This is a genomic window from Vibrio sp. RM-69-4 (assembly GCF_024743775.1).
In the GTDB taxonomy this organism is placed as follows: domain Bacteria; phylum Pseudomonadota; class Gammaproteobacteria; order Enterobacterales; family Vibrionaceae; genus Vibrio; species Vibrio anguillarum.
On the sequence record NZ_JAMQXI010000076.1, the window covers coordinates 41,370 to 61,399 of the forward strand.

Consider the following 20,030-nt stretch of genomic DNA (forward strand, 5'->3'; position numbering starts at 1 on the left):
AATGACTGCTCGCTTTTTTATTTTAAATATTGATGTAAGGAGCAGATAAATGAGTCACCCAATCGAACAACTGGAACAGATCATGGCACAGTTGCGTGACCCAAAAACAGGTTGTCCTTGGGATATCAAGCAAACTTTTGACACGGTTGTTCCTTACACAATCGAAGAGACCTATGAAGTGGTGGAAGCGATCCACAACCAAGATTGGCCTAATCTCAAAGAAGAATTAGGTGACTTGCTATTTCAAGTTATTTTTTATAGTCAAATGGCGAAAGAGCAAGGGTTGTTTGATTTCTCGCAAGTTGTTGAAACGGTGAATGAAAAACTTACGCGCCGCCATCCTCATGTTTTTTCGGGTGCCAAGTTTGAGGATGAAGCGCAAATCAACGCCAATTGGGAAGCTGAAAAAGCCAAAGAAAAGGTACAAGCAGGAAAAAAAGATCAAAGTATTCTAGACTCAATACCACACGCTTTTCCGTCTCTTTTACGTGCTACAAAGATTCAAAAAAAGTGTGCCCAATATGGCTTTGATTGGGATTCTATCGGCCCAGTGGTTGATAAAGTCCAAGAAGAGATCGAAGAAGTCATGGAAGAGGCGTTGCAAATTAACTCTGATCCGGTTCGAGTAGAGGATGAAATGGGCGATCTATTATTTGCCACCGTTAACTTTGCTCGGCACTTAAAAATTGATCCAGAAGTGGCGTTAAATAAAGCAAATCGAAAGTTTTCACGTCGATTTAAAGGCATTGAAATGCTGGTGGCACGTCAGCACAAAACCTTGACCGATTTTTCTCTCGAAGAATTGGATGCGATGTGGAATGAAGTGAAGCGCTTGGAGTCGAAGTAATACCCTGTGTTGGCAATCCACAATAAAACCCACCCATTGAGACAAATTTGACTCATTTGAGTGGTGTGATAAGCCATATCAAGCGGTGCTCTTTGATTTGAAGCAAAAAATAAAAAATGACAGTGTGATAGATTTCACGTTGTAGCGAATAAGGGCTTCTGGTATATTTTTATCCCGTCCAGAAGAAATCCATTTCCCTCATTCAACCAATTTCAGGTTAAACATGACGACAAATTACATTTTTGTTACTGGCGGGGTTGTATCCTCTCTAGGTAAAGGTATTGCGGCAGCATCTCTTGCGGCGATTTTAGAAGCTCGTGGTCTTAAAGTGACTATGATGAAGCTTGACCCTTACATCAACGTTGACCCAGGCACAATGAGCCCAACTCAACATGGTGAAGTGTTTGTCACGGAAGATGGCGCTGAAACTGACCTTGACCTTGGTCACTACGAACGTTTTATTCGTACCAAAATGACCAAGCGCAATAACTTTACTGCTGGTCGTGTTTATGCCGATGTATTGCGTAAAGAGCGCCGCGGTGACTACCTAGGTGCAACGATTCAGGTTATTCCACACATCACTAATGCGATTAAAGATCGCGTTATCGCAGGCTCTGAAGGTCACGATGTCGCTATCGTTGAAGTAGGCGGAACCGTTGGTGATATCGAGTCATTGCCATTTATGGAAGCGATTCGTCAGCTTGCGATTGAAGTGGGCCGTGAACACGCGATGTTTATGCACCTGACTTTAGTTCCTTACCTTGCCGCTGCTGGTGAAGTGAAAACCAAACCGACTCAACATTCAGTTAAAGAGCTGCTTTCTATCGGTATTCAGCCTGATATTTTGGTTTGTCGTAGCGATCGCGTTATCCCAGCGAACGAACGTAAGAAAATTGCTTTGTTCTGTAACGTGCCTGAAAAAGCCGTTATCTCGATGAAAGATGTTGATTCTATCTACAAGATCCCTCAGCTGATCAAAGCTCAAGGTTTGGATGATATCGTTTGTAACCGTTTTGGTATTAAAGCACCGGAAGCGGATCTTTCTGAATGGGAACAAGTGATTTACGAAGAGGCTAACCCAACCGCTGAAGTGGTGATCGGGATGGTCGGTAAATACATTGAATTGCCAGATGCTTACAAATCGGTTAACGAAGCACTGAAACACGCAGGTTTGAAAAACCGCTTGAGCGTGAAAATCAAATACATCGATTCTCAAGACGTTGAAACCAAAGGTGCGGAAGTGCTGACTGGTTTGGACGCAATCCTCGTACCTGGCGGTTTTGGTGATCGCGGTATCGAAGGCAAAATTCTTGCTGCGCAATATGCCCGCGAAAACAAAGTTCCTTACTTAGGGATTTGTTTAGGTATGCAAGTGGCGCTGATCGAATACGCGCGTAACGTTGCGGGTATGAAAGGTGCACATTCAACAGAATTTAACAAAGAGACTCAATACCCTGTGGTAGGCTTGATCACCGAATGGGTAGATGACGAAGGTAACGTAGAAGAGCGTACTGAAAAGTCTGATCTTGGTGGTACTATGCGCCTTGGTTCGCAGCTATGCCATTTAGAGAAAGGCACCAAAGCGTATGAGCTTTACGGTAGCGCAACCATTCATGAACGTCATCGTCACCGTTATGAAGTTAATAATAAACTTCGTCCGCAGATTGAAAAAGCTGGCTTGAAAGTATCAGGTCTATCTGCTGATAAGAAGCTAGTTGAAGTGATTGAGAACCCTGCTCACCCATGGTTTGTAGCAGCTCAGTTCCACCCAGAATTCACGTCAACCCCTCGTGATGGTCACCCACTATTTGCAGGCTTTATTAAAGCGGCAGGTGAGTTCCAACGCGGTGAATCAGAGAAGTAACAAGAATACGGGCAGTTGCAATTGTTGTGCTGCTGCCCTTTATAGTTTTGACATTTAAATTCAACGAGAGGAAACATTAATGTCTAAGATCGTTAAAGTTCTAGGTCGCGAAATCATCGACTCACGTGGTAACCCAACAGTAGAAGCTGAAGTTCACCTAGAAGGCGGTTTCGTAGGTATGGCAGCTGCGCCATCTGGTGCATCTACTGGTTCTCGCGAAGCTCTTGAGCTACGTGACGGTGACAAATCACGTTTCCTAGGTAAAGGTGTTCTTAAAGCGATTGCAGCTGTAAACGGCCCAATTGCTGATGCTCTAGTTGGTAAAGATGCTAAAGATCAAGCAGCTATCGACCAAGTGATGATCGACCTTGATGGTACTGAAAACAAATCTAACTTCGGTGCGAACGCAATCCTAGCAGTTTCTCTAGCGAACGCAAAAGCGGCTGCGGCTGCGAAAGGCATGCCTCTATACGAGCACATTGCTGAGCTAAATGGTACTGCTGGCCAATTCTCTATGCCTCTACCAATGATGAACATCATCAACGGTGGTGAGCACGCGGATAACAACGTAGACATCCAAGAGTTTATGATCCAACCTGTTGGCGCAAAAACTCTTAAAGAAGCAGTACGCATGGGTGCAGAAGTATTCCATAACCTAGCTAAAGTTCTGAAGTCTAAAGGCTACAACACTGCTGTTGGTGACGAAGGTGGTTTCGCTCCTAACCTAAAATCTAACGCTGAAGCGCTAGAAGTTATTGCTGAAGCAGTTGCAGCGGCTGGCTACGTGCTAGGCAAAGACATCACTCTAGCGATGGACTGTGCAGCATCTGAGTTCTTCGACAAAGACGCTGGCATCTACAACATGAAAGGTGAAGGCAAAACGTTCACTTCAGAAGAGTTCAACCACTACCTAGCGGGCCTTGTTGAGCAATTCCCAATCGTTTCTATCGAAGACGGTTTGGACGAGTCTGATTGGACTGGTTTCAAACACCAAACTGAACTTCTAGGCGACAAAATTCAGCTAGTGGGTGACGATCTATTCGTTACTAACACTAAGATCCTTAAAGAAGGTATTGAGAAAGGTATCGTTAACTCAATCCTTATCAAGTTCAACCAAATCGGTTCTCTAACTGAGACTCTAGCTGCAATTAAGATGGCTAAAGACGCAGGTTACACAGCGGTAATCTCTCACCGTTCTGGCGAAACTGAAGATGCAACTATCGCTGATCTAGCAGTAGGTACAGCAGCAGGTCAAATCAAAACGGGTTCTATGAGCCGTTCTGACCGTGTTGCTAAGTACAACCAACTAATCCGTATTGAAGAAGCGCTAGCTGGTCGTGCTCCTTTCAACGGTCTTAAAGAAGTGAAAGGTCAAGCTTAATCCCACGGGGTACAGCTTAGCATCATTACTTTAAAGAACGCCCTGCAATGCAGGGCGTTTTGTTTTTTCTGCTATCGCAACTCGCATTTTGAATTGCGAGTTAAGAAGGGAAAGATTTACACCGCGCTAATTGCTGCGATCCGTCGTTTATCAAGTTCTTCTTTGATCGCTTTCCCTTGAAAACCATCACGGATCACTTGTTGTACATCGATACTCAGTGCCGCTTGATAAGCTTTGAGAAAAATATCGCGTTGCGGATAAGGGGTCTCTTCGCAACCTAATCGACCCGCATGATCGGCCTGACAACAAAGTAAAACGTCCTGCAAGCGCTCAGGCTTGCGCCATGCATCGAGTTTATCGAGTATTTTGAGTTTGGTGCTGGGTTTTAATTCTGCCGCTCGATGAATATTGGAGTGCTGCTCGCAGACGAGCAGTGCCAACTCTTTACACTCATTTGGAATACGCACCCGCTCGCACAAGGCTTTAATGATGTTAATTCCTGTGTGACAGTGCATTTTATGGCTGGGCCATTCGCTTTTAGGTGTGACTCCTTTGCCTAAGTCATGCACTTGCGCTGCAAAACGAACCGCTATCGATGAAGAGAGCTTCGCCGCTTGCGCTGCAACCATCAAGGTGTGTACTCCGGTATCAATTTCAGGATGCCATTTTTCCGGTTGAGGAACACCAAACAGGCGATCCAGTTCGGGTAATACCACTTTAAGTGCACCGCATTCATATAAAACAGAAAGAAATATTTCTGGATGCTGAGTGGCCAGTGATTTCTGCCACTCTTGCCATACGCGCTCGGCGGTTAAGTGTTGCAACTCACCTGATTGCGTTATTTGTTTCATCAGTGCCATGGTTTCATCGGCAATGGTAAAATCTAAATGTGCGAATTTGGCCGCAAAACGAGCCACGCGAAGGACGCGCAGTGGATCTTCGATAAAGGCATCAGAAACATGGCGCAGTAGGCGATTGTGCAGATCGCGCTGGCCGCCATAGGGGTCAATAAGCTTACCAGCGTTATCTTGTGCGATGGCGTTAATAGTCAGATCGCGGCGGGCGAGATCATCTTCCAAAGTCACATCAGGTGCGTAGTAGCAGGCAAAGCCTGTGTAGCCAGCGCCAGTTTTGCGCTCAGTGCGAGCAAGGGCATACTCTTGTTTCGTTTTCGGGTGAAGAAATACGGGAAAATCTTTTCCTACAGGAGTAAAACCAGTGGCCAGCATTTGCTCTGGGCTGCTGCCTACTACAACCCAATCTTTGTCATAGATATCAATATGGAGCAACTGATCGCGTACCGCGCCCCCAACTAAGTATACTTGCACCGGATTACCTTAAATATGCTGAAACGCCATTGGCGATTGATGTTAGTAATGGTACTTTTCATCACAGTGAAATGATAGAGACGAGAGAATGTATAAGGAATTTTTTGGATTTACCGAGCCGCCATTTTCAATTGTACCGAGCTCTCGTTACCTATTTTTGAGCCATCGTCATCGTGAAGCGATGCAACATTTACAAGCAGGGCTGGGTGATGGTGGTGGTTTTGCGCTATTAACTGGCGAAGTGGGGACTGGCAAAACAACCATCGCAAGAGCGATGCTTGCGGCACTCGATGATAGTACTCAGGCGGGGTTTATTTTAAATCCAACTTTTTCGAACATCGAGTTGCTTGAAGCGATTTGTGATGAGTTTGCGCTGTCTTACCCATCTTCAGGGAGTTTAAAGGCGCTTAGCCAAGTAATTTATCATCATTTACTGCATAACCACGCGCAAGGGAAACAGACGCTATTAGTGATAGATGAGGCGCAGCATCTGGCCGCCGATGTACTGGAACAGTTGCGACTACTGACTAACCTTGAAACGGAGAGCCGTAAGTTACTTAAGGTTTTATTGATTGGTCAGCCTGAGTTACAACAAAAATTGCAATTACCTCAATTACGCCAACTTGCGCAACGTATTACCGGTCGTTATCACTTGCTGCCTCTCAATGTTCAAGAGACAGAGCAGTACATCCACTTTCGTTTAGCGTTAGCCGGCGGTCACAAGGATTGGTTTGATCAGAAAAGTATCAAATGGATAGCGGAACAGACCCACGGTATTCCGCGTTTAATTAACTTAGTATGCGATGCGAGTTTCAAGTTAGCCTATCAGCAGGGCGTGAAAGTGCTCTCATTTGAATTAGTGCGTACCGCGGGTCAAGAGGTCATGAATTTTCAGTCCTCTGTCTATCAGTCGCCTCATGCTCGCCTCGTACCGTCTTCAATATCGTATCGCTCTCCTCTCATTGCGGGCTTAGTGTTAGCTGTGTTCATTGCGTGGTTTAGCCCGCCATGGATTGATCGCATGATGCGCTTTGCGTTGCCTTCCCCTGAATTACCTGAACCGATCACTCAAGTGGTGATCAGTGCTCAATTGGAACAAGATCTAGAACGCTCGAAGGCATTGGAAGCGGCCATTAGCGATCTTTATAAAGTGTGGGGTTACAGTGCATCTTTGGCCGATAGTTTTTGTGATGCTCAAGCACAAGGACGCTTTCAATGTCAGCGTATGCAGGGTGATTTCAACCAATTAAAGCAGTTAAATTTGCCAGTGGTGCTTACTTTAGCTGCGGAGCAAACACAAGCTTATGCGGTGTTGTACCAGATCAATGCTGAGCAGGTGCAATTGTTAATGGCAGGAAAGCATGTGCAAATTAACCAAAGTCAGCTCAATGATGTATGGACAGGAGAATATCACTACATTTGGCAGCACGATTTACTTCGAACGTTGAAACAGGGCATGCAAGGAGATGATGTTGAACTGCTTGACCAAAAATTGTCTCAGTTACTTGGAGAGCAAGCCACAGGGCATCAACAATTTGATGGTGAGGTAAAGCGCAAAGTAGCTTTTTTCCAACGCTGGCAAAAAATGGACAGCGATGGTATTGCTGGGGCTCGCACTATAAGTCGGCTTGAGCTATTGACTCAACACAACGCACCTCGTCTTCTCATTACTAAGGAGCAAGGATAATGTCGCAAGTGCTTAAAGCATTAGAGCAATCAGAGCTGAGCCACCAGAGCAAAAGCTTGCCGCACTCTTCTCATGTGGCAGTGTTTAATCAATCCTTGCCATCTTCATGGTGCTCGAAATCATCGCTTACCGTGTTGTTTGCTCCATCGTTACTCTGCTGCGGTTATCTTATTTATCATTCATACCAAGCTCGAATCGATGAGCTAGAACAATTGAAGCGCAATGCGCCACAAGTTGTGCAACAAGAGGGGGCTTACCAAGTTCTGGAATCCCCTGACTTTGGTGAGTTACAAACCAATACACCACGAGTGAAAACACTTACCGAGACAAGCTCTACGCCGCCATTTACTCCTTTACATGGTACTCAGTTGACGACTCGTGAGCCGCGAGATAAAAACGCAGATCAAGAGTTTGGCCTTAATGATCTCGACTTAAGTCAATTATCCCCGGAATTGGTACAACGAGTTGAGTTGGCGATTCAAGGCAAAGATCAAGTCGTACTGGTAGGAGACACATCAAAAGGTCATCTTCTGCTCACAGAACATCTTGATACCTTTTCAGGACGTATCCCAGCGCTGAATTTCCAGACTCACGTTTATTCAAGTCGCACAGATAAACGATGGGTAAAAATTAATGGCGTAGAGCGAAAGGTAGGTGATGATGTGGTGAATGGCGTGCAATTAGTCGAGATCAATCCGCAATCGACCTTGATACGTTTCGATGGTGAATTGATTGAAATCCCAGCTCTTTATGATTGGAAAGGATAAAAAAACGGTCACCTTTCTCTGGTGACCGTTTTTCAAGTGATAGATCCAGTCTGTTAGGGAGATTATGCCCAACCAGAAGGGTGTTTCTTACGGCGTGGGATAATGTGTGGCAAAATTAGTCCAAGTAACAGACCAATACCCGCTACGCCGCCCCCATAAGTAAAGTATTTAAGCAGTAGATCCTCTTTCTGAGTATCCAGCTTAGCGCGCAGTTCGCGAATTTCAGTTTGTGAATCAGTGAGCTGCTTACTGATATCACTGTAGTTTTGTTCTAACTCTGAAATTTGTTGATTGCGAGCCTCTAATGAATTGGCCAATCCGGCTTTTTCACTGTCTGCATTTTGCTTTGCATTGGCCAATTTACTTTTCACTTCGGCCAGCTCACTCTCCAATTTAGGCAAACGCATCGCCATGCTTTCTTGGCGAGTGACAAAACGGCTTTCAACCCAACCCGTGCGGCCTTTCTCATCGGCAATCTGGCTATAACCAGTATCGTTATTAACATCAAGCAGCTTTACTTTGTCTCCTGCATCGATGCTACCGAGAATGCGAAATTGGTTACTTGGACCTGAATGAATATAAGTAAAGAGTTTGTCCGCAATATAGCGGTCTTGCGCAAACGTTGGCGCAGCCAACATGGTCAGTAAAACCATGCAGATCAGTTTTTTCACGATAAGTCCTTTAGCTATCAAATGAGGTATTAAAATGCTTTCGACAAATATTAAGAAGTTTCGTTGATTGGTGCAACAAAGAAGGGAGGCTAAGCCTCCCTTTCTGTGCGTTTGAGTCAATTAATGACATTGCACTTACAATCTATTGACTTATTGTATTAGCCAAATATTGCTTGCAGGGCATAGAAGAAAATGACCGCAAGTAAAGCGCCTGCTGGCAAGGTGACAATCCATGAAGCAACGATATTACGCACCACACCTAGATTCAATGCCGCAATTCCACGAGCAAAACCAACACCTAATACCGCACCAACAAGTGTTTGTGTGGTTGAGATTGGAAGGCCAGTACCTGATGCCAATACGACCGTTGACGCTGTTGCCAATTGAGCGGCAAAGCCACGGCTTGGCGTCAGTTCAGTGATACCCGTACCGACCGTCGCCATCACTTTGTGACCAAGGGTAGCTAGGCCAACCACAATACCAAAACCACCCAGTGGCAAAATCCACCAAGCAATTGAGCTTTTAGCACTAACAGCACCCAAGCTTTCAACAGTTGAAACCACCGCAGACAGAGGACCAATCGCGTTAGCTACATCATTTGAACCATGCGCAAAAGCCATTGCACACGCAGTGATCACCATCAATACGCTAAAGATGCTCTCAACACCGGAAAACCCATGGTCTTCTTCGCGGTTGGCAAATTTTCTCTTGATGTAGTAGTAACCACCGACCATAACAAGGCCTGATAACGCCGCAGAACATAACCATGCTTCACCGGTGCTCAGGTGTAAGCCTATATGTTTAAGGCCTTTTTTGATGGTAACCAGTGCGATCACCATAGTGGTGATGAACATATAAATAGGAACAAAGCGTTTGGCATTCATCAGTGGATTTTCAGTATCGAAAATCAATCGTTGAGCACTGACGAAGATTAAGTAGGCGAACAAACCAGAAATGACTGGGGTGACAATCCAACTGCCTACGATGCCTTTTACTGAGGCCCAATCAACCGCTTCTGGGCCGACGGATATGCAGGCAAATCCGATAATGGCGCCGATGATAGAGTGAGTCGTTGATACAGGCCAACCCATGTATGAAGCCAACAATAACCATGTTCCGGCGGCGAGAAGTGCAGACATCATGCCATAAACAAGAACGTCGGGTTGGTGAGCGAAAAGTGCGGGTTCGATGACGCTGTTACGAATGGTTTCGGTTACTTCACCACCCGCTAAATATGCACCAGCGAATTCAAAAATCATCGCAATGATAATAGCTTGTTTTACGGTTAGCGCTTTTGAGCCTACTGAAGTTCCCATTGCATTAGCAACATCATTTGCACCAATACCAATCGCCATCATGAAGCCAAAAGCGGCTGCAACAAGAATCAGGACAGTGCCGTAGTTCGCAAGGATATCCATCGTAATACCTAGTCTTTTGATAACAAGCGGAGCATAACTGGACTCATTTTCTCGAAGCGAGTCAAAACCATCAGCGGAGAAAATAATCAACGCCTAAGCTGATGGATCAAGTTTTGCTCTTCGTTATTTGGTTAACTTACTGATTTAAGAGCGAGAAAGCATTAGTTCAAGACGAGCGCCAACGCGCTGAGCTTGATCGGCAATGCCGCCCACCCATTCTAGAATTTTGTACAAGAACATTACATCGATCGGATTCATTTTCGACTCAATAGCCATTAATTGTTGGCGGAGTCGAACCTGCATCGCATCGGTGTCATCTTCAATCACATCCAGTTGATTGATCATTTCCGCCACCAGTGTGACTTCACGACCTTTAAATCCTGTTTCCAATAACTCATCGAGCTCATTGATCACTTTTTGCGCTTGATTTGCTGCATCAAGGCAGCGTTTTACGTAGGCAATGAAGTTTTCTTGAAGAGGCTCTGGGATGATCAATTGACGACCGTAGACACGGCCTGCAATATCTTTTGCAAGGTTGGCCAGTTTATCTTGCTGAGTTAACAGCTCTAGCATGTCAGTACGATCGACAGGCATAAATAAACCGCGTGGTAGTTTAAGACGAATTTCACGCTTGAGTACGTCCGCTTCTTTCTCTAAATGAGAAATTTGGGCTCGAATTTCACCTGCTTTCTCCCAGTCACCCTTTGAACAAACTTCAAAGAAATTGACTAAGTGAGAGCAACATTCATTCACACACACAACGTGGCGCTGCAAAGGCTTTATAGGGGACTTTGCAAATAACCCCATAATTGTATTTACTGGCATGGTCGTTCAACCTAAAAAATATAACCTTAAAATAACATACACCATTCATGGCGAAATGTTGAGCGATGGCTATAAAGGCGCGCATGTTAACCCATTAAATCTCTCATTAAAACTGTTTTAGATCATCATTCCGGTGATATTTGTTACTTGCCCCACTGTGCATTAGGCCATATTCTTTCGCTATCTGCTTTGAAAGGGTTAGTTATGGAAACCGAGATAGAACTGAAGTTTTTTGTTTCACCAGAATTTTCGGAAATTTTGCGTTACAAGATCTCTGAAATCAAAGTACTTCAGCACAGTTGTCGAGCGTTAGGGAACACTTACTTCGATACACCTGACAACTGGTTGCGTCAACACGACACAGGGCTTCGTATTCGTCGCTTTGATGATGTGTATGTTCAAACTGTTAAAACGGCTGGTCGAGTCGTTGCAGGGTTGCACCAAAGACCAGAATACAATGCTGAGCACAACAGCAATGAACCGAACTTGACGCTTCATCCGGAAGATATCTGGCCACAAGGTAAAGATATTACGACCTTACAATCTGAACTGATGCCTCTATTTTCGACCAACTTCACACGCGAGCAGTGGTTGATTGGCATGGCCGATGGCAGCCAAGTTGAAGTGGCTTTCGATCAAGGCTTTGTCGTTGCAGGTGAAAAACAAGAACCTATCTGCGAAGTGGAGCTGGAGTTGAAATCGGGGCAAACGGATGCCTTGTTTACGTTAGCTCGCCAGTTTTGTGAGCACGGTGGTATGCGTCTGGGTAACTTGAGTAAAGCGGCGCGAGGCTATCGTCTTGCGTCTGGTTATCAAGGTGATGAAGTTCACGCCTTAACCTTGGTCAATACAGTCAGTACTGACAGCGTGGAAGAGTGTTTTATTCACTCGCTAGAGCATGCATTATCCCATTGGCATCACCATGAACAGATCTACACCGAGCGCGATTCAATTCCGGCGTTACATGAGATAAGCCACGCCACCAGTTTTTTACGCCAGATCTTGAGCATTTATGGCGGCATTGTGCCACGTCGCGCCAGCGCTATTTTACGTCAGGAATTAAAATGGTTGGAGCAAGAGTTATCGTGGTTAAAAACTCATGACTACCTAACAAATCTGCTTGAAGATAAAGGCCACGCACTGCGTAAACTGGACGCTCGTAAATTTATCATCGCCGAGTTAAAAGAGCAGCAAGAGGCACTACCTAATCGGGAAGAAAACTTAAAGCTACTCAGTTCGGCGCGGTATACTGGGTTACTGCTTGATCTCAGTCGTTGGATTTTGAGCCGTGGATGGCAACCCTTCTTGGACGATAAAGCCAGAGAAAAAATGGCGCGTAACGTCGGTTCGTTTTCGGTGAAGCAGTTGGATCGCACATGGGCCGAGTTAATGGAAGCTTTTCCTCCTAAAGTTGAGCTAAGCCCTCAAGAGTATATTGATCAGCAGTATCGTTTAATGCGTAATCTCTACACTGGCATCGGTTTTGCGAGCCTTTATGATATTGAAGAACGCAAAAACTTCCGTCTCCCTTGGGCTGATTTACTGCAAGGAATAGATGATTTATTAATGCTCAAGCCGCTAGAGAATTTGATCGACAAGTTGCAAGAAGACGAACAAGAACAACTCAAGCGATGGCTGATTCGCCAACAAAACTCCATTGTTCATGCGATGGAGCAGACGCGACAAATTGGCATTGAAGCCGAGCCTTATTGGCGTAAAAGTCGCTAATCCACATGGCTCATAGTCAAAATGAAAAAGAGATACTGCGGTGTCTCTTTTTTATATCTCTGCTCATTTAGTTTCATTAATTGCAATTGATTTGTGGATGAGATCAAATCTCCAACAGGTTGCACAACGAAACGACTACAGTTCAAAAAATCAGGGTCGATAGAAACCTAACAGGTATCATGATTGACAGGGATGAACAACAAGCCTGAGATCACAAATAATGCCATGAGTGAGTGGATCAGCAACAATAAACACATTGGATTTGTCTCATCTTTGATATCATCTTTTTTCATACGAAGCTCAAAATAAATAGCTTTTTAGTTTTTGAGTTTGCTTACTTACCGAAATTTCAACATATAAGACATAGTGGAGAACTGACAATGGCAACAATGGCATTTAAGCCATGGGAACGTTTGATTACCGATATTCGTCTCGTTCCTAAAATGGTTATGCTGATGGTGTTTAGTACAGTATTGATCATCGCAAAGCAGCTTTGGGATGCTCGTACTTTTTACGAATCACTGCTTGCAGCAACTCAGAATACCGAAATCGCTCAGCAACACTATGATGCTTATTTGACTCAAGTAGTATGGCAAACGGCATTCATGATCATCGTTTTTGTTGTGCTTTTACTCGCCGCAGCCAAAGTCATGCTGCGCCAAACACAATATTTAAGTGATTCAATTAAGTTGATGGCAAGTCGTGATCTTTCCACACCGATTAATATGGAATGTAAAGATGAGTACGGCGACGTTGCGCGAGAGCTTGAGAAAACCCGCCGCCAGTTGCAAGACGTCATTAAGATGCAAGTGGATGCCTCACAAGAGCTTTCGTCACTTACTGAAGTCATGACCATCAGCATGTCAGAAACCAAAGATTCGGCTCAAGAAGAGTTTAACGAAATTGACCAATTGGCCACCGCCATGAGTGAAATGACATCCACGGTGCAAACGGTCGCAGAGCATGCACAAAATGCATCAGCACTAACCGAGCAAGCGTCAGGTCAAGCAGAAACTGGTCAGCGTTTTGTTAAAGGCACCATCACTAAGATGAGTGAGCTATCGAAGGATATCGCGGCATCAGCGCAAGCCGTCAACCAAGTTGAAGAACGAGTGGTTGCGATTGGCAGTGTTGTTGGAACCATCCAAAGTATTTCCGAACAAACCAACCTACTCGCGCTCAATGCAGCTATTGAAGCGGCTCGGGCTGGTGAAGCTGGGCGTGGTTTTGCGGTGGTAGCCGATGAAGTGCGTAACTTAGCGCAGCGCACCCAAAAAGCGACGATTGAGATCCAGGAGATGATTTCTCAATTACAAAATAGTGCCAATTCAGCTGTTGATTTAATGGAAAAAAGTGTAGTTGAAGCGGCTGAAGGAGTTGAGCTGGTTACCAATGCGGGCACTGAATTAGATGGTATTGTGAATCAAGTGCAACGGATCAATGACATGAATATCCAAATCGCAACGGCCGCTGGGCAGCAAACTAGCGTGGCTCAGGAAATGGACCAAAATCTAACCAATGTGAGGGAGCTCGTTGAAGCTTCAGTAACAGTGGTTGGTGAGTTGCTTGAAACATCAGAGATCATGCAAAGCAACGCCGAAGAGTTAGATCGGAAAATTACGATGTTCAAAGTCTAACTCTGTAGAAATTCGATCCTTTAATCAACGCCCACAATTCTTGTTGTTGGGCGTTTTTTATTGATATAAGTTTGCTATAAATAGCCTTCTAGCGACTGCATTGGTCTCAATTCACAAGGATGTCTCATGTTACTGCCTTCATCACTTCACGCTTTTGCGCACACAACCTATCAACATTTGCTAGAGCAACAACCGAGCATTGCACAGTGGTCCGAGCCATTGAAAAAACAGCTGTTGTATGTGGTCGGGATGAGCCAGTTTATCAATGAAGCATTATTGCGAGATGAACGGTTGTGTATGCAATTACCGGAAATGTTGGCGGGAGAGTCAAGGCTAGAGCATTACCGAGACGATCTCGCTATACAGCTAGAAGAGTGCAAAGATGAAATGTCAGGGCATCGTATTTTGCGTCAGTTTCGTAACCGGGAAATGGTGTACATCGCTTGGCGAGATTTTACCTCCAGTTGGACGTTAGAAGAGAGCCTTGCACATCTTTCAGCACTGGCGGAAGCACTCATTTTTGAGACTTACCAGTGGCAGTACGCTGTTTGCTGCTTCGAGTGGGGAACGCCAACTAACGACCAAGGTGAAGCACAACCTATGCTGATCATCGGTATGGGCAAGTTAGGTGGCGGTGAGTTGAACTTCTCATCGGATATCGACCTCATTTTTACTTATCCTGAAAACGGTGAAACACAAGGCGCTCGCCGCAGCATCGCGAATGCGCAATTTTTTACCCGTTTAGGCCAGCGAATCATTAAAGCGTTGGATCAACATACCTTTGACGGTTTTTGCTACCGAGTTGATATGCGTTTGCGTCCTTTTGGTGAAAGTGGCCCACTGGTGATGAGCTATGCGGCGCTCGAAGATTATTACCAAGAGCAAGGGCGTGATTGGGAGCGTTATGCGATGATCAAAGCTCGAGTAATGGGGCGGGAAATGTATTCGCAGTACCAAGAGTTGCGTCAAATGCTGCGACCATTTGTGTTCCGCCGCTACATCGATTTTAGCGCCATTCAATCTCTGCGCCGTATGAAATCGATGATCAGCAGCGAAGTGAGACGTCGAGGGCTGCATAACAACATCAAATTAGGCGCAGGCGGGATCCGCGAAATTGAATTCATCGCACAAGTATTTCAGTTAATTCGCGGTGGACGAGAACCCAGTTTACGTCAGCGTGGACTATTAGAAACACTGGTTGCAATAGAAGAACTTGCCCTGCTCAAACCGCAAGAAGTGGCCGATTTACGACAAGCTTATCTGTTTTTACGTCGCCTTGAGAACCTATTGCAAGCGATGGCCGACAAGCAGACGCAAACCTTGCCAGACAATGAACTGGATCAACTTCGCTTAGCTGTTGCTATGCAATGCACTGACTGGGTAACGCTGTTTCACGAAACGCATCAACACATGACCAAAGTACATCAAGTATTTGCAACTCTGATTGGCGATGATGAAGAAGATGATGACCAGTGCGTTGCTAAACATTTTCACGAGCTGTGGGATATGGCGCACAAGCCTGATGTACTTGAAACGATTTTTCAACAAGAGCTTACCTGTGATGATCCTGCCGGTATGGCGCATGTATTGATCCAATTTAAAGAGGATTTGGCGAAAAAAACGCTGGGCCCACGCGGACGAGATGTATTAAACCGGTTGATGCCAAAACTGTTCCAAGCGATTTTCATTCACCCAGATGCGCAGTTTGGCTTACCTCGTGTGCTGCATTTGATGTACAAAATTGTGACTCGAACCACTTACCTTGAGCTGCTAGATGAACACCCTGCGGCATTGACGCAGCTGGTGCGTTTATGTACCGCAAGCCCGATGATTTCGGAACAGCTTAGTCGTTACCCCATTTTACTCGATGAACTTATCGACCCGCAGCATCTCTATAATCCAATCGAGTTGTCTGCTTATAAAACTGAACTGCGTGATTTTCTTGCTCGTATTCCCGAAGAGGATATGGAGCAGCAAATGGAAGGATTACGCCAATTTAAGCAGATCTGCATTTTGCGTATTGCTGCTGCTGATATTACCGGTGCTTTGCCTGTGATGAAAGTGAGCGATCACTTAACCTACCTTGCTGAAGCCATCGTTGAAGCCGTGATCAACCAAGCTTGGCAGCAAGTCAGTGCAAAATACGGCCAACCCACTCATTTAAAAGAGAGGGATGGTAAAGGGTTTGCAGTCGTTGGCTATGGCAAAGTGGGGGGCTGGGAGTTGGGCTACAATTCCGATCTTGATATCGTGTTTCTCCATGACTGCCCAGTGGATTGTTACACTGATGGCGCAAAAGAGATTGATGGCCGTCAGTTTTATTTGCGCTTAGCCCAGCGCGTGATCCACATTTTTGCCACTCGTACCGCCTCTGGTATTTTGTATGAAGTTGATACTCGTTTGCGCCCGTCCGGAGCGTCCGGTTTGTTAGTTAGCCCCGCTGAAGCGTTTGATGAATACCAGCGCAATGAAGCGTGGACGTGGGAACACCAAGCCTTAGTTCGTGCCCGAATGATTTATGGTGATGAGCCACTGCAACAGGCTTTCCATCGCACCCGTCATGAGATTTTGTCATTGGCAAGAGATGAAACCAAGCTCAAGCAGGATGTAGTCGCGATGCGGATAAAAATGCGCGATCATTTGGGGGGAAAGAAAAGTGGCCGTTTTATGCTTAAACAAGATGCTGGTGGCATCACTGATATTGAGTTTTTAGCTCAATATCTAGTGCTGCGTTTTAGTCATGAAAAGCCAAAGTTGACATTTTGGTCAGACAACGTGCGAATTTTTGAGTCACTACTGAACCAAGGTGTGATGGACAAAGAACAAGCGCAGGCTCTCACCGATGCCTATACTTCGATGCGCAATCAGATCCATCATCGAAACTTGCTTAACTTGGATGCGGATGTTGACGAAAGTAAGTTTGTTGACCTGCGAAAACGAGTCACAAACGCTTGGCAGCAGTGGCTAGGTTGAGTGTTTTAGAGACTCAATGAGCTGTGTTACACTCAGCGCAATAACAAAAATTGGAGATCCACAATGAAACCAATCCTACCTGACTACAATGATGCAGGTGTATTGATTATTGGCGATGTGATGCTTGATCGCTACTGGTATGGCCCAACCGGTCGCATCTCACCAGAAGCCCCCGTTCCTGTAGTAAAAGTAGAGAATAGCGAAGAACGTCCAGGCGGCGCGGCAAACGTTGCAATGAACATTGCTTCGCTGGGCGGTCATGCGCACATTGTTGGTTTAACTGGCGTGGATGAGCCTGCTAACGTTCTGACTGAAACGTTAACAGCGTTGAAGGTGAGTTGTGATTTTGTTGCTCTGCCAAATTATCCAACCATTACAAAATTACGCGTGCTAAGCCGAGGCCAGCAACTGATCCGTTTGGATTTCGAAGATAAGTTTGAGAACACCGATCCAGAACTGATTTTATCTCGCATGGAGCTGGCGTTACCGAAAGTGAAAGCGGTGATCTTGTCCGATTACGCTAAAGGTGCATTAGAGCATGTGCAGCAATTGATCCAAAAAGCACGTGCAGCCAACGTTCCCGTTTTTATCGATCCTAAAGGAGCCGATTTCGAACGTTATCGTGGCGCAACATTGCTCACACCTAACATGTCTGAATTTGAACAGGTCGTAGGCAAAGTAAAAACAGAGCAAGAGCTAGTAGAAAAAGGCTTTGCCTTGATTGAACAGTTTGATCTTGGCGCACTCTTGGTGACTCGCAGCGAACATGGCATGACACTGTTACAACGCAATCAGAAGCCATTCCATTTACCAACATTAGCCAAAGAAGTGTATGACGTAACGGGCGCGGGAGATACGGTGATTTCAGTGTTGGCGGCATCAGTTGCAGCAGGTAAACGACTTGATGAAGCGTGTGCATTAGCCAATGCGGCGGCGGGTGTTGTGGTTGGTAAACTGGGCACGTCAACCGTATCAACCATTGAACTAGCGGAAGCGGTTCACGGTAGCAAAGATACTGATTATGGTGTCATCAGTGAACAAGCCTTAATTGATGCGGTAAAAGTGGCTCAAGCTCAGGGCGAAAAGGTGGTGATGACCAATGGTTGCTTTGATATTTTGCATGCAGGACATGTTTCTTATCTTAACCACGCAGCCAAATTGGGCGATCGCCTGATTGTCGCGGTCAACACGGATGAGTCGGTTAAGCGTTTAAAAGGCCCAGGTCGCCCAGTCAATACAACGGATCGCCGCATGGCGGTACTGGCTGCATTGGGCGCTGTCGATTGGGTGGTTCCTTTTTCTGAAGATACGCCACAGCGTTTGATTGCGGCTGTACTACCTAACTTACTGGTGAAAGGTGGTGACTATAAACCTGAAGATATCGCTGGTGGTGAAGAAGTGATTGCTGCGGGTGGAGAAGTCAAAGTGTTGAACTTTGAAGATGGTTGCTCAACCACAGAAATTATTGAAGCGATTAAAGGCGGCAGAGGCTAACATCGCGCCATATCCTTTGGCATTTTGTATAAAATGAGCCAATCGCTACAAAAAAGCCGCTGAAAATTCAGCGGCTTTTACTTTTAGCTGTCTGCTTTTAAGCCAGCGTTGATATCTAAAATATCTTGCTCGCTCAATGTGCCTACCGCTTGACGCAATTGCAGTACGCTCAGTACATAGTCATAACGTGCGTTAGAGAGATTTTTATTCGCATCGTAGAGACGGCGCGTTGAATCAAGCACATCAACAATAGTTCGCGTACCGACATCAAACCCTGCTTCGGTCGCTTCCAGTGCTGATTTCGCTGAAATAACTGATTGTTCATAAGCACGTAAAGCGCCAATAGAGGCATTGATGTTGTTGTTAAATGCGCGTACATCTTTCACAACGCTGCGATACGTTTTTTCTAAATCTTGGCTTGCAGCAACGTACGCAAATTCAGCTTGTTTGGTTTGCGAAGTGGTTTTTCCGCCAGTGTACAATGGCACCGCAAGGTTAATACCGACATTAAAATCGTTATAATCTCCTTTAGAAGAGCCGCTGTTATTATTACTTTCATCACCGTACTTGTAGCCGCCATCAAGAGTCAGTGAGGGTAAGTGCCCTGAACTTGCTAATGAAATATTATCTTTCGCGACATCTTGAGCAATACGAGCGGTCAGCAAAGAGAGATTTTTCTGTTGGGCTTCTTCAAGCAGAGCATCAATCGGCTGTGTTGTTTTGCTGGCTGAAAAACGATTAGTATCCAACACACTTAAATCAGAATGTTCTTGCCCGGTAATTTCACGCAAGGTTTCATAACTATTAGTGAGGCTATTTTTTGCCAAAACTTCATCAGCAAGCACGCCATCGTATTGCGCTTGTGCGTCATGCACGTCAGTAATTGCAGAAAGACCGACTTCAAAACGTTGTTTCGTTTGCTCTAATTGACGAGCCACTGCCGCTTTTTCTGCACGGACAAATGCCAAGTTATCTTTGGCGCGAAGCACTTCAAAATAGGCTTGTGCAACGCGTAAAATCAGACCTTGCTGGGTAGCCGCATAGGCAGAATCCGCTTTGCGTGCATTCTTTTCTGCCGTGTCTAAAGAAACCCAACTTGAACGTTGATAAAGCTGCTGAGAGAAACTGATGCCTGCTGTGAGCTTATCACTTTCGCGTGCATCAATATCACTGCGGTTGATATTGTAACCAGCGGTCAGGTTGATTTGTGGTAACAGATCGCCACGGCTAGATGTTACCGCTTCAAATGCAGCATCACGTTGAGCAGCAGAGCTCAGTAACTGAGGATCATTTTCTTTGGCTTGATTATAGATTTCAGTAAGAGTATCCGCCCATACTGAAGAACTCAGGCTGCCTAATGCTGCGCTGATGAATAGTGGAAGCAGTTTTTTCATTGGTCCTATTCCCTGC

At 45.3% G+C, this 20,030-nt stretch carries 14 protein-coding genes; 9 read left to right on the forward strand and 5 right to left on the reverse strand.

The window, feature by feature from the left end; translation table 11 throughout:
- The first annotated feature begins 49 nt into the window (after window positions 1-49).
- The 3 genes from mazG (at window position 50) to eno (ending at window position 4,092) form a co-directional block, all read left to right on the forward strand.
- Window positions 50-847, forward strand: coding sequence for a nucleoside triphosphate pyrophosphohydrolase (mazG, locus tag NB504_RS12385; protein ID WP_258428998.1), 798 nt, complete (start codon window positions 50-52; stop codon window positions 845-847).
- A gap of 223 nt (window positions 848-1,070) precedes the next feature.
- Window positions 1,071-2,711 carry a CTP synthase gene (locus tag NB504_RS12390; RefSeq protein ID WP_013856040.1) on the forward strand — a complete coding sequence of 547 codons (1,641 nt, stop codon included), beginning with the start codon at window positions 1,071-1,073 and terminating at the stop codon, window positions 2,709-2,711.
- 79 nt (window positions 2,712-2,790) lie between these two features.
- A complete protein-coding gene (eno, locus tag NB504_RS12395; RefSeq protein ID WP_013856041.1) occupies window positions 2,791-4,092 on the forward strand; it encodes a phosphopyruvate hydratase in 1,302 nt (433 codons plus the stop codon).
- Between the two features lie 116 nt (window positions 4,093-4,208).
- On the opposite strand, the gene NB504_RS12400 is transcribed toward eno, so the two are convergent.
- Window positions 4,209-5,420, reverse strand: coding sequence for a multifunctional CCA addition/repair protein (locus tag NB504_RS12400; protein WP_258429000.1), 1,212 nt, complete (start codon window positions 5,418-5,420; stop codon window positions 4,209-4,211).
- An 88-nt stretch (window positions 5,421-5,508) separates the two neighbouring features.
- Here NB504_RS12400 and NB504_RS12405 point away from each other — a divergent pair, with 88 nt between their 5' ends.
- Window positions 5,509-7,107, forward strand: coding sequence for an ExeA family protein (locus NB504_RS12405; protein ID WP_258429001.1), 1,599 nt, complete (start codon window positions 5,509-5,511; stop codon window positions 7,105-7,107).
- The gene (locus tag NB504_RS12410) at window positions 7,107-7,874 is read left to right on the forward strand and encodes a general secretion pathway protein GspB (protein WP_088721291.1); all 768 of its coding nucleotides are present in this window, start codon (window positions 7,107-7,109) and stop codon (window positions 7,872-7,874) included. The genes NB504_RS12405 and NB504_RS12410 overlap by 1 nt, the downstream gene beginning before the upstream one ends.
- Window positions 7,875-7,936: 62 nt before the next feature.
- Here the strand turns inward: NB504_RS12410 and NB504_RS12415 are convergent, their stop codons facing one another.
- The 3 genes from NB504_RS12415 to NB504_RS12425 all read right to left on the reverse strand — a co-directional run bounded on the left by NB504_RS12415 (window position 7,937) and on the right by NB504_RS12425 (window position 10,788).
- The gene (locus NB504_RS12415) at window positions 7,937-8,545 is read right to left on the reverse strand and encodes a TIGR04211 family SH3 domain-containing protein (RefSeq protein WP_026029138.1); all 609 of its coding nucleotides are present in this window, start codon (window positions 8,543-8,545) and stop codon (window positions 7,937-7,939) included.
- Window positions 8,546-8,703: 158 nt separating this feature from the next.
- Entirely contained in the window at window positions 8,704-9,963 is a 1,260-nt protein-coding gene (locus NB504_RS12420; protein WP_026027278.1) for an inorganic phosphate transporter, read from the reverse strand.
- 144 nt (window positions 9,964-10,107) lie between these two features.
- Window positions 10,108-10,788 carry a TIGR00153 family protein gene (locus NB504_RS12425; RefSeq protein ID WP_013856047.1) on the reverse strand — a complete coding sequence of 227 codons (681 nt, stop codon included), beginning with the start codon at window positions 10,786-10,788 and terminating at the stop codon, window positions 10,108-10,110.
- 204 nt (window positions 10,789-10,992) lie between these two features.
- Here NB504_RS12425 and NB504_RS12430 point away from each other — a divergent pair, with 204 nt between their 5' ends.
- The 4 genes from NB504_RS12430 to hldE all read left to right on the forward strand — a co-directional run bounded on the left by NB504_RS12430 (window position 10,993) and on the right by hldE (window position 18,620).
- Window positions 10,993-12,516: an inorganic triphosphatase gene (locus NB504_RS12430; RefSeq protein WP_029189885.1), complete on the forward strand. Its 1,524-nt coding sequence runs from the start codon at window positions 10,993-10,995 to the stop codon at window positions 12,514-12,516.
- 380 nt (window positions 12,517-12,896) lie between these two features.
- Complete coding sequence (locus NB504_RS12435) at window positions 12,897-14,153, forward strand: methyl-accepting chemotaxis protein (protein WP_013856051.1); 1,257 nt, start codon at window positions 12,897-12,899, stop codon at window positions 14,151-14,153.
- A 126-nt stretch (window positions 14,154-14,279) separates the two neighbouring features.
- The gene (gene glnE, locus NB504_RS12440; RefSeq protein WP_258429002.1) at window positions 14,280-17,126 is read left to right on the forward strand and encodes a bifunctional [glutamate--ammonia ligase]-adenylyl-L-tyrosine phosphorylase/[glutamate--ammonia-ligase] adenylyltransferase; all 2,847 of its coding nucleotides are present in this window, start codon (window positions 14,280-14,282) and stop codon (window positions 17,124-17,126) included.
- Between the two features lie 63 nt (window positions 17,127-17,189).
- Window positions 17,190-18,620, forward strand: a complete 1,431-nt coding sequence (gene hldE / locus NB504_RS12445) for a bifunctional D-glycero-beta-D-manno-heptose-7-phosphate kinase/D-glycero-beta-D-manno-heptose 1-phosphate adenylyltransferase HldE (protein WP_017046498.1) — start codon at window positions 17,190-17,192, stop codon at window positions 18,618-18,620.
- Between the two features lie 83 nt (window positions 18,621-18,703).
- Here hldE and tolC read toward each other — a convergent pair whose 3' ends face one another.
- Window positions 18,704-20,014, reverse strand: coding sequence for an outer membrane channel protein TolC (gene tolC, locus NB504_RS12450; protein ID WP_258429003.1), 1,311 nt, complete (start codon window positions 20,012-20,014; stop codon window positions 18,704-18,706).
- Between the last annotated feature and the right edge of the window lie 16 nt (window positions 20,015-20,030).

Excerpts from the sequence above, each read along its gene's own strand:
- eno (WP_013856041.1), top strand. The coding sequence starts at position 2,791 with ATGTCTAAGATCGTTAAAGTTCTAGGTCGCGAAATCATCGACTCACGT.
- NB504_RS12435 (WP_013856051.1), top strand. The coding sequence starts at position 12,897 with ATGGCAACAATGGCATTTAAGCCATGGGAACGTTTGATTACCGATATT.
- mazG (WP_258428998.1), top strand. The coding sequence starts at position 50 with ATGAGTCACCCAATCGAACAACTGGAACAGATCATGGCACAGTTGCGT.
- NB504_RS12405 (WP_258429001.1), top strand. The coding sequence starts at position 5,509 with ATGTATAAGGAATTTTTTGGATTTACCGAGCCGCCATTTTCAATTGTA.
- NB504_RS12390 (WP_013856040.1), top strand. The coding sequence starts at position 1,071 with ATGACGACAAATTACATTTTTGTTACTGGCGGGGTTGTATCCTCTCTA.
- tolC (WP_258429003.1), bottom strand. The coding sequence starts at position 20,014 with ATGAAAAAACTGCTTCCACTATTCATCAGCGCAGCATTAGGCAGCCTG.
- NB504_RS12425 (WP_013856047.1), bottom strand. The coding sequence starts at position 10,788 with ATGCCAGTAAATACAATTATGGGGTTATTTGCAAAGTCCCCTATAAAG.
- glnE (WP_258429002.1), top strand. The coding sequence starts at position 14,280 with ATGTTACTGCCTTCATCACTTCACGCTTTTGCGCACACAACCTATCAA.
- NB504_RS12410 (WP_088721291.1), top strand. The coding sequence starts at position 7,107 with ATGTCGCAAGTGCTTAAAGCATTAGAGCAATCAGAGCTGAGCCACCAG.
- NB504_RS12430 (WP_029189885.1), top strand. The coding sequence starts at position 10,993 with ATGGAAACCGAGATAGAACTGAAGTTTTTTGTTTCACCAGAATTTTCG.
- NB504_RS12420 (WP_026027278.1), bottom strand. The coding sequence starts at position 9,963 with ATGGATATCCTTGCGAACTACGGCACTGTCCTGATTCTTGTTGCAGCC.
- hldE (WP_017046498.1), top strand. The coding sequence starts at position 17,190 with ATGAAACCAATCCTACCTGACTACAATGATGCAGGTGTATTGATTATT.